The following is a 9036-nucleotide window of genomic DNA, read 5'->3' as shown; positions in this document are numbered from 1 at the left end:
AAAGGTGAAAGGTGAAAGGTGAAAGGTGAAAGGTGAAATCGGCGCTTGACAAGTAGTCTAAATGCTTCATCATTTCACTGCTCACTGCTCACTGCTCACTGCTCACTGCTCACTGCTCACTGCTCACTGCTCACTGCTCAACGAACGAAAAATGCTTTCGAATTTACAGTGTTGTTATGTGTTTTTGGCATTAAGCGGAAAGTGTTCTGGATGTTTGATAATTTCCTCCGTTAAATCAACATCAAGATCCGGCCAATAAAAATGCCCGGGAGATTGCTCTTTCACGTTGATAATTGACTTAACTGCCTGATCCCTAAACCAAGGGAATTTGTCGTATGGCATGAATAGTTCTTTATCATGAGCAAGCAGCCATATACCATGTGTTGATATATTTGTTACTTCAACTTCTAAAGTATTGTTGCCATGCGCTAATGAGCTCATTGTAGTGAACCTCCACAAGTGATTCGATTTCTTTCAGTTGCTTTCGGGAATAACGATAGTTCTTTGCCAATTCAATCTCGGGTTCTAACCAAAATTTTGCCTCGCCCTCGCTAGATATTACATGGACGTGCATTCGCTCTTCTTCTCTTGAGAAAAAGAAGAACCTGTAACCATTTTCTCTAAATACCGTTGGACTCATGATTTCAATCTACACATAATGCCCAAAGCTCGCCTAGATCCGAATCGCGAAGCGGATTATGAGGAATAAACGCCTTCATTCGTTCGATTACGTTTCACTAACCGCACCTACGGCCATCTTTCGTTTTCGATTCCGGATTGTCAATCTATGCTCGATGTTTTGCAAGTTTCTCATTCATTAGATAATAGCATTGTTGCAAATACCATCCATGATGTTTCCCGAGTAAAGGAAAGAAGCTAAATGGGATACATCTGCTTTGAAAACATGCAGAAGTTGGGGCTTGACAAGAAGCTGAAATACCCAATCATTTCACTATTCACTATTCACTATTCACTATTCACTATTCACTATTCACTATTCATGACCTTGCTCCAAGCCGGATGGCTTTCAATCTTATCCAAGGCCGATTCTAGCAGGGCCATGCCCGGTTCGGTTCGGTGCCAGGTCGAGGCGCCGGACGGATGGGGTAGGGGAATCGCGTCGGTTCGGTGACCGTGAAAGGTTACGCTGTGAATGCCGCCAACGACGTCGTTGAGCCTTTTGACCGGCATCAACTGAGCGATGGCTAGTTTGCCGACCGGAAGGATTAATTCGGGTTTCAATAAATCGATTTCGGCTTGTAGCCATTTTGCGCAGTTTTCTATTTCCTGCCTATTTGGTACACGGTCGCCGCCTTTGGGATTCTTGCCCGGAAAACAGCGGCATACTGCGGCCATATAAACACGCCGGCGAAATTCGGTTTCATTCAGGCCGATGCTTTCGAACCATTTGAATAAAGTTTTTCCGGCTGTCCAGGCAAAGGGTTTGCCGAAACCGCCTTCCTTGTCCCCAGGGGCTTGGCCGACCAGCAAAATTGGCGACAAGACCGGGCTGCCCGATACGACCGGCCCGGTCATTTCCGGGCATTCCTTGCATTGGGCCAGTGCCGAACGATGCTCGCGCATTAGATGTTCGCGTACTTGATATGAGGTCATGCTTAAAGGTCGATCTCGATGCCGACCGGGCAGTGATCCGAGCCGAAGATGTCGGGCGCGATAAATGCGTTTTTGACTTTGCCGATCAACGTTTGGCTCGTCAATACATAATCGATCCGCCAACCGATATTTTTTGCGCGCGCACCGGCTCGGTAACTCCACCAACTGTAGGCGACAGTGTCCGGATGTAAATGCCGGAAGGTATCGACGAAGCCAGCTTCCAACATTCGGCTGAAGCCATCGATTTCGGCTTGGGTGTAGCCGGCCGATTTATTGTAATTGGCTTTCGGGCGGGCGATGTCGATTTCTTGATGCGCGACATTGAAGTCGCCGCAAGCGATTAACGGTTTTCGGTCATTGAGTTGCTGAAAATAGGCCAACAATTCCTTATCCCAGATTTGCCGGTAGTCGAGGCGCACCAGTTTTTCGCCGGAATTGGGCACATAGACATTAAGCAGAATGAAATTTTCGAATTCGGCCGCGATGACGCGGCCTTCTTGGTCGTGCTCGTCGATGCCGATATCTTGCAGAATTTGTATTGGCTCTTGCTTGGTTAATAGCGCGACTCCGGAATAACCTTTTCGTCCTGCCGAGTTGGAATAGACGTGATAACTGTCAATGCTTTCCAGGGCCGTTTGGACTTGGTCGTCCTGTGCCTTGGTTTCTTGTAACAGAATGCAATCCGCGTCGAGTTTAGCCAGTGATTCGGCAAAGCCTTTGCCCATCACGGCGCGTATGCCGTTGACGTTCCAAGAGATGATTTTCATGAATGAATAGTCCGAAAGAATAATGAATTTAAAAAGCTATGTTTTCCTCGTTTCCACCGCTCCCGCGTGGGAATGCATACCGATGTTACTTCTGCAGTCAAGGTATGGGTTCCCACGGAGGACCGTGGGAACCAGAAACTCGGTGCAACGTCATTCCCGTATTCCGCTGCGCTGCATACGGGCTACACGCTGTAAATCCCATCCAGCAGCGGACTTCATGTGCTTCATGGTTAAACCGCCGAATTTAGGGTTATCGGACATGCTTGAAGAATAACTGTTTACTGCCAATCGATCACGTGGTCTTCCAGATCGTCGACTTCGGATTCTTTGATCGCAAAACTTGAAATCGATATGCCGGCTTCTTTGACGCTGTCTGGATTGCCGCTAACCAAAGGGTGCCAATCGGGTAAGTCTTCGCCTATTGCCAGCAGCCGATAAGCGCACGTTTCCGGCATCCAATCGAAAGCGGTCCATGTCGTCGACTGCTTTAAATCGACGCAGTCGGGCATCAGCCGGGTTCTTTCCTGATAACGAGTACAACGGCAAGTGTTTAGGTCGATCAGGTCGCAAACGGCGTTGGTCAGATAGATCTCGCCGGTGTCTTCGTCTTCCAGTTTATTTAAACAACATTTGCCGCAGCCGTCGCATAGCGATTCCCATTCCTGAACGCTCATGTCGATAAGCTTTTTGGTTTTCCAGAAGCTCATGGGTGTAATCTTTCCATCAAATAACAGAGACAATCTTGTTTGATGACTTTTTCGTCCAGTGTCAGCATTGATGGCATGGCTTTGCGCGTGATGCGCAATTCGCCGTCCTGAATCTTAAAGAATCGATCGCTGATATTTTGCGCATTGTCATCCAAGGCAAGAATCGGAAGGGTTTTTAGGCCGTCTACGGATCCCCAAACGGTACCCGCAGGTATTTCATTAAAGTTCATGTGATCGAGATCTTTATTGAGCAGCAAGTCGGATTTTATTTCTTGAAAACTGAAGGTTATGGATTTGGGGATTTTAACTTGGGCAACCGTATGATAAAGGTCGATGTCTTGCGGGTAAACCGGGTGTTCCGGGAAATCGCTCAAGTTTAAACAACTATTGAGAAATTCGAAAGCATGCTCGATGCCGTGTTGTTGATCCGGTTTACCGCATTCCAAAGTGACCGAAGGGCAGAGTTCGGCGAAGGCGGCCGATTGCACACCTTTCGGACGCGTAAAATAAACGATTAGGCGACCGAATAATGATGCCAGTTGTAAAAATTTGTCATCCAGTTTATTGACGCAGGCGTAATGCGGATTCAATCCGGTATTGTTATGAATATCGATACTCGCGAATACGTTTTTAGCCCGCATAGTATCGACAACTTGTTGGGTCATTCGAATTTCAGGGCAGTCCGGTAATTCGGTTCCGGGCCAGATGCGATTGAAATCGGGTTGCCGGTCGAGTCTTCTCAAGCCGAGCCGGGCGGCTTGCGTATTGCCGAAAAATATCGACACCGAACGGGGCAGCGCGCGGTCTTGGTATTTTTTGAGTAAGGCCTGCGCTGCGAGTAAGCCGGTCGGCTCATTGCCATGCAATAACACTGATATGAATAAGGGTGCCGGGTCTTTTCCGGTTAAATGGATCAGCGTCGGGTTGGGCAGTATCTCATGCAGGGTTTCGGAGGAGGCCGTTAATAGGCCTTCCGGTAAATAATCGAATTGATTCAGTCGCACAGGATTTAATGGAGCAGTATTCATTGACATAGAGTTTAAATTAACAGCCATTCGCTTACAGGCTTGCCTTGGTTTTGGTTGTCGAGATATTGCCGGGTCATCGCGGTAAAGTCGTCCGGGGTGTTCGTCATGTAGTCGCGTTGCCATTGGGAGCCGGTTTGCTTGGTGGCGATTCGGTGTTGCACGATACCGAGAAAGTCTTCGATATCGCAGCGGCTGATGCCGAGGGATTTTAATCCCATTACCGCACGTGCGACGAGCTCGGCTACGAATAATGACTGCATGCGGTGTTTAGTCCCATCAAGCCAGACGATTGGGCTCTCTAAACCGTATCGTGCCGCTTGATAGAAATTATCTTTAGCTTGGCTAAACGGAACCGAGATGCCTTTGTCGATGATTTCATCGCAAAGATTTTTAGTCAATCCATAAAAAAATAAGGCATTGGCGATTGCGTCGATAACGGTCGGTCCGGCTGCGGGTGTTCGATGTTCGATGCGGATATGCGGGGTTCCGTCGTCGTCGAAACCGATCAACGGTCTGTTCCAACGCCAAATCGTTCCGTTATGCAATTTTAAATGCTCGAAAATTTCCGAGACGGGGCCTAAATCTTCGGGCAGTAAGATTGGGAAATGATCTAGGTTTTCTTGAAAGCATTCTAGGATCGTTTTTCTAGCATAACCGGTTCCGAAGCTGACCCGTTTGACCGGTCCTTGCGCGGCGCCGGCATAGCCGCCCGTTTCGATGGCTTGTTCGAACAGCGGGATTCGCGATTCGTGCCAAAGGTTTTTACCGAATAAATACGGAGCATTGCCGCATAGCGCGACCATCGGCGCCGAAGCGATAATCGATGCGTTATAAAAATGATGCGCGATAGCCAGTGGTACCTGGGTGTGGATTTGGAATGACGTCGTGGCCGATTCCATCATTACGTCATAATGGTCGGTTTTCAAATGTTCGATACCGGTGATATCGAGATGTATCGGTTTACCCCGGGAATGCAGGATTTGTTCGTTTAGGGCGCGGTAGCGATTGAGATCCGACATGTTGCCGAGGTTGAGGTCGGCTTGTTTCAGTGTCGGAAGCGTGCCGATCATGATGATGTGGGCATTGCAGCTTTCTGCCTGACGGCGCGCCTTATTCCAGGTTGTTTGCAATTGTTCGGCAAGTCGGCTGCCGAGATTGCCGGCCAGTGGTGTCGGTACGCTGTTGAGTTCGATATTGAACTTTGCCAACTCCTCGCAAGCTAAAGGATCGTTTAAGCCTGACAGGAAGCGATCGTTAATCGGTGCGGGAGCCATGTTATCATCGACCAACCAGGCTTCAATCTCGAAACCGGCGACCGGATGGCGGGTCGAAAAGGCTTGTCGATCGAATAATTTACTGAGGAGTAAAGTTTCCTGAGTCAATTTTCGATGGAACCGGTCGAAATCGCCCAAATCGTAATGCGATGCTGAGATTTCCTGACCCATAATTGTTATCCGGTTGAATTGGAGTCATGTTAATTTCAATCGGCTTAACACGTCAACCGATAGTGGTATTTGTGACCACGCGAAGTACATATTTACTGTGAAAGTTCGTAGATTTGGACTCATTATCTAATTTTTCGATATAAGAAGCTCGGCAGAGAAAATATCGGTTTCGGAGAGGGTGCGGTTGCTCGGCCGACAGGCGTCGGCGGCAGGGACAGCCGCCGTCAAGCCTACACGGACGTATTCACGGCGTCCTGTCGGGCGAGTGACCGCGCCCTCCCCACACAGAGAACTTTCATTTGCCGGGGCGATGGCTAGGCCTTCATGAACGTTACTGCGAAAGTACACGATTCGAAAAGGGTGTGGTTGCTCGAGGACTTGTTAGGACGGGGTTTGCAACTCTGTCTAAACGTTTCGACCGTGGCCAAAGCAAAACGTTCGGAGCGGGTTGAGTAACCCGCCCGCGTGAAGAAAGCACCACATACCATTTCGCAAGTATTCAGGAGTTGTCCTGCCTAAAAAAGGTACGCGAAGCGTACCCTACGACGCGCCTTGAATTTTAAGCGTTTTTGAAAAGGCATGGTTTTTTTCAATTATTAGCGCATACATAACCAATATTTAGGCGTGCGCTTCGAACAAATCCCAAACGGGTTTGATACGCTCGGGTAACGGGTTTAGGCGCCCGAGTTCGACCCAAACGTATTTGGGGTTATGAAAATCCGAGCCTTTCGAGCCGGCCAGATCGAATTTTTGCGCGTATTGCATCGAGGTTTGAATTTCGGCCGGGTCGTTGCGACCGCAGACCACTTCGATCGCGTCGCCGCCGACTTCTTTGAACGCGGCTAATAAACGTTTCATCCAGGAAGCAGTGAGTTTATAACGCATCGGATGCGCTAATACCGCAACCCCGCCCGATTCCTTGATCCAACCGATAGCTTCTTCGAGTCCGACCCATTCGGTCGAGACATAGGCGGGTTTACCTTGGCCGATGTATCGGTCGAAAGCCTCTTGTTGCGTCGTGACATGGCCTTCCGATAACAAAAAATCCGCGAAGTGCGTGCGAGTAATCATGCCGGCGCCTGCGGCAGCTTTGACTGCGTCGAGCGCACCGGGTATGCGTTTCTTTTCGAGTTTGGCGGCGATTTGTTCGGCACGTTCGCCGCGTATTGTTTGCAGTTTGGCTATGCCTTCTTTCAAGCGCGGGCTTTCCGGGTCGATATTCAAGCCGACGATATGTAGGCAGTGTTTATGCCAGGTGGTCGATAGTTCGATGCCCGAAATCAGATCGATACCGGCCTCGGTTGCAGCTTGCTTGGCTTCGGCGAGTCCATCGGTCGTGTCATGGTCGGTCAATGCAAGGGATGTAACGCCTTGCTCCTTGGCTCTCTGAATCAGTTCGCTAGGTGATAATGCGCCGTCCGATGCGGTGGAATGGCTGTGTAGATCGTAGTTTTCTGGCATGATGAAGGTTCAAGGTTCAAGGTTCAAGGTTCAAGGTTCAAGGTTCAAGGTTCGAGGTTCGAGGTTCGAGGTTCAAGGTTCGATGTGATTTAATTCCTTGTGCCTTGCCTCTTGCTCCTTGCCCCTCATTGATATTCACCGTAGAGTTTTGCATAGAGACCTTTTTGTGCGATTAAGGTTTCATGGCGGCCTTGTTCACAGATGCCGCCTTCCTCGAATACATAGACATGATCGGCTTGTTTAACGGCGCTCAGGCGGTGGGCAATAATGATCGTCGTTCGGCCTTCGAGAAAGCGGGCCATCGCTTGATGCAGTTTGTGTTCGGTTTCGGAATCGAGAGCCGAGGTGGCTTCGTCGAGTATCACGACTTTCGGATTTGCGACGATCATGCGGGCGATCGCCATTCTTTGCCGCTGTCCGCCCGACAGGCGCATGCCTTGCCGGCCGACGACGGTGTCAAGTCCCTTGGGCAATTCATCGATAGCGCTTTTCAATTGAGCAATCTCAAGGGCTTTCCAGAGTTCGCGATCATCGACCGGTTTGCCGAGTGTCAGATTCGTTCGAATCGTGTCATTAAACAAAATCGGATGCTGCAATACCGTGACGACATGCTCACGGATAACTTCGAGTCCAATCTGTTCGACCGGGACCTCGTCGTAATAAATGGTGCCGCTATCGGGTGTGTAGAGGCCGATTAGGGTTTGCACCAGAGTCGATTTGCCGCCGCCGCTGGCGCCGACCAAAGCGACTTTTTCGCCGGCCGCTATGGTAAGTTTGATGTTGTTTAAGACCTTTTCGTCGCTATAACCGAAATTCAGGTTTTCGACGCGGATCGAGACTGTTTTTTTATGGCTAAAAGGGTTTTTAACATGTGGATAATGCGGCTCTTGTTGCAGCGCGTTGAGTTTATTGATTCGATTCAACGCGCCTTTAGCGGCATAAAAGGCATATTGGATGCCCAAAATTTCCTGAACCGGCGCCATCATGAACCAAAGATAACCGAATACCGCAAGCATTTGGCCGATACTAAGGTCGGAATAAAACACCATCAGCATTGCCAGTGCGCGGAATATGTCGAACCCGAATAAAAAAATCAAAAAACTCAAGCGGGTTGCCGCATCGCTTTTCCAGGCAAAGGCGGTCGAATAGTCTTTGACCGAGCGCGCTGCGTCGATCAGTTGCAGGCAATAATGTTTCTCTCGGTTGCTCGCTCTGATTTGATGAATCGCTTCGAGCGTTTCGGTCAAGGCTTGTTGAAAGACTCCGTAAGAAGCATTTTCTTTCGACTTGAGGTCCTTTACTCTGGAACCGACCGCGCGCGTGAAATAGATGACGATAGGGTTCAACAGCAAAATAAAGAGACCCAATTGCCAATGCATCCATAGCAAAATAGTTGCTGTGCCGACAATGGTCAGCACGGCAACCAATAAGCGACTGATCGTAGTGCCGATAAAGCTATCGATCGTATCGAGGTCTGTGACCAAGTGCGTGACGACCGTACCGGCGCCCAAGCTTTCGTATTCGGACATCGAAATGGTCTGCAGGCGGCCGATCAGGTTACGTCGAATTCTAAAAACGATATCCTTGGCGATGCAAGTGAATTGTTTGCCTTGTATGATGTGAAACAGGATCGAGATAATGCGCAGCAATAGGCTGAGCAGTAGAATCGTTAGGATATAGAGAATGGGGCCTTGCCAGGCTTCGGGTGTGAAACGATTTATCGTGGCGATGACTAGGCCGGGCTTGTCGAGCAGCACTTCGTCGACTAGTAGCGGCATTAGTAAAGGTACAGGAACACTGGCAATCGTTCCCAGAATCGCTATGATATGGGCAACAAGCAATTCTTTTTTATGCAGCAGCGCGATGCGATAAATATAATTCCAAGTGTATAGTGATGGTTTTTGAATGAGCTTTTTACTATGCACGTTCCGCCGCGTTGACTGAGATAAATAACTGAAATTAGTAACTATTCAGCGCATGCGGTAGGTTGGTGTCAGGCATTGATTTCTAAGGA

At 49.1% G+C, this 9036-nt stretch carries 9 protein-coding genes; all 9 read right to left on the bottom strand.

Annotated elements, in window-relative coordinates:
* Positions 1-174 precede the first annotated feature (174 nt).
* Positions 175-441, bottom strand: coding sequence for a DUF2442 domain-containing protein (locus ACRJJO_RS21480; protein ID WP_431067601.1), 267 nt, complete (start codon positions 439-441; stop codon positions 175-177).
* Positions 401-574, bottom strand: coding sequence for a DUF4160 domain-containing protein (locus tag ACRJJO_RS21475; protein WP_014149077.1), 174 nt, complete (start codon positions 572-574; stop codon positions 401-403). Before ACRJJO_RS21475 ends, ACRJJO_RS21480 begins: the two co-directional genes overlap by 41 nt.
* Positions 575-987: 413 nt before the next feature.
* Complete coding sequence (locus ACRJJO_RS21470) at positions 988-1614, bottom strand: uracil-DNA glycosylase family protein (protein ID WP_431067600.1); 627 nt, start codon at positions 1612-1614, stop codon at positions 988-990.
* Positions 1615-1616: 2 nt separating this feature from the next.
* Positions 1617-2381 carry an exodeoxyribonuclease III gene (locus tag ACRJJO_RS21465; RefSeq protein WP_431067599.1) on the bottom strand — a complete coding sequence of 255 codons (765 nt, stop codon included), beginning with the start codon at positions 2379-2381 and terminating at the stop codon, positions 1617-1619.
* 278 nt (positions 2382-2659) lie between these two features.
* The gene (locus ACRJJO_RS21460) at positions 2660-3097 is read right to left on the bottom strand and encodes a YcgN family cysteine cluster protein (RefSeq protein WP_431067602.1); all 438 of its coding nucleotides are present in this window, start codon (positions 3095-3097) and stop codon (positions 2660-2662) included.
* Positions 3085-4116 carry a M14 family metallopeptidase gene (locus ACRJJO_RS21455; protein ID WP_431067598.1) on the bottom strand — a complete coding sequence of 344 codons (1032 nt, stop codon included), beginning with the start codon at positions 4114-4116 and terminating at the stop codon, positions 3085-3087. Before ACRJJO_RS21455 ends, ACRJJO_RS21460 begins: the two co-directional genes overlap by 13 nt.
* Positions 4117-4127: 11 nt before the next feature.
* Positions 4128-5561: a glutamate--cysteine ligase gene (locus ACRJJO_RS21450; RefSeq protein WP_125219572.1), complete on the bottom strand. Its 1434-nt coding sequence runs from the start codon at positions 5559-5561 to the stop codon at positions 4128-4130.
* A 618-nt stretch (positions 5562-6179) separates the two neighbouring features.
* A complete protein-coding gene (locus tag ACRJJO_RS21445) occupies positions 6180-7022 on the bottom strand; it encodes a PHP domain-containing protein (RefSeq protein WP_431067597.1) in 843 nt (280 codons plus the stop codon).
* Between the two features lie 125 nt (positions 7023-7147).
* Positions 7148-8947 carry an ABC transporter ATP-binding protein gene (locus tag ACRJJO_RS21440; protein WP_431067596.1) on the bottom strand — a complete coding sequence of 600 codons (1800 nt, stop codon included), beginning with the start codon at positions 8945-8947 and terminating at the stop codon, positions 7148-7150.
* Positions 8948-9036 lie beyond the last annotated feature (89 nt).

The sequence above is a fragment of the Methylotuvimicrobium sp. genome (genome assembly GCF_050611805.1).
GTDB lineage: Bacteria > Pseudomonadota > Gammaproteobacteria > Methylococcales > Methylomonadaceae > Methylotuvimicrobium.
The sequence above is the reverse complement of the archived record's forward strand: the minus strand, read 5'-3'. Positions and strand labels throughout refer to the sequence as shown.

What these genes read in the sequence shown, in the direction of transcription:
- ACRJJO_RS21465 (WP_431067599.1), bottom strand. Translation starts at nt 2,381, where the DNA reads ATGAAAATCATCTCTTGGAACGTCAACGGCATACGCGCCGTGATGGGC.
- ACRJJO_RS21480 (WP_431067601.1), bottom strand. Translation starts at nt 441, where the DNA reads ATGAGCTCATTAGCGCATGGCAACAATACTTTAGAAGTTGAAGTAACA.
- ACRJJO_RS21470 (WP_431067600.1), bottom strand. Translation starts at nt 1,614, where the DNA reads ATGACCTCATATCAAGTACGCGAACATCTAATGCGCGAGCATCGTTCG.
- ACRJJO_RS21445 (WP_431067597.1), bottom strand. Translation starts at nt 7,022, where the DNA reads ATGCCAGAAAACTACGATCTACACAGCCATTCCACCGCATCGGACGGC.
- ACRJJO_RS21475 (WP_014149077.1), bottom strand. Translation starts at nt 574, where the DNA reads ATGCACGTCCATGTAATATCTAGCGAGGGCGAGGCAAAATTTTGGTTA.
- ACRJJO_RS21455 (WP_431067598.1), bottom strand. Translation starts at nt 4,116, where the DNA reads ATGAATACTGCTCCATTAAATCCTGTGCGACTGAATCAATTCGATTAT.
- ACRJJO_RS21450 (WP_125219572.1), bottom strand. Translation starts at nt 5,561, where the DNA reads ATGGGTCAGGAAATCTCAGCATCGCATTACGATTTGGGCGATTTCGAC.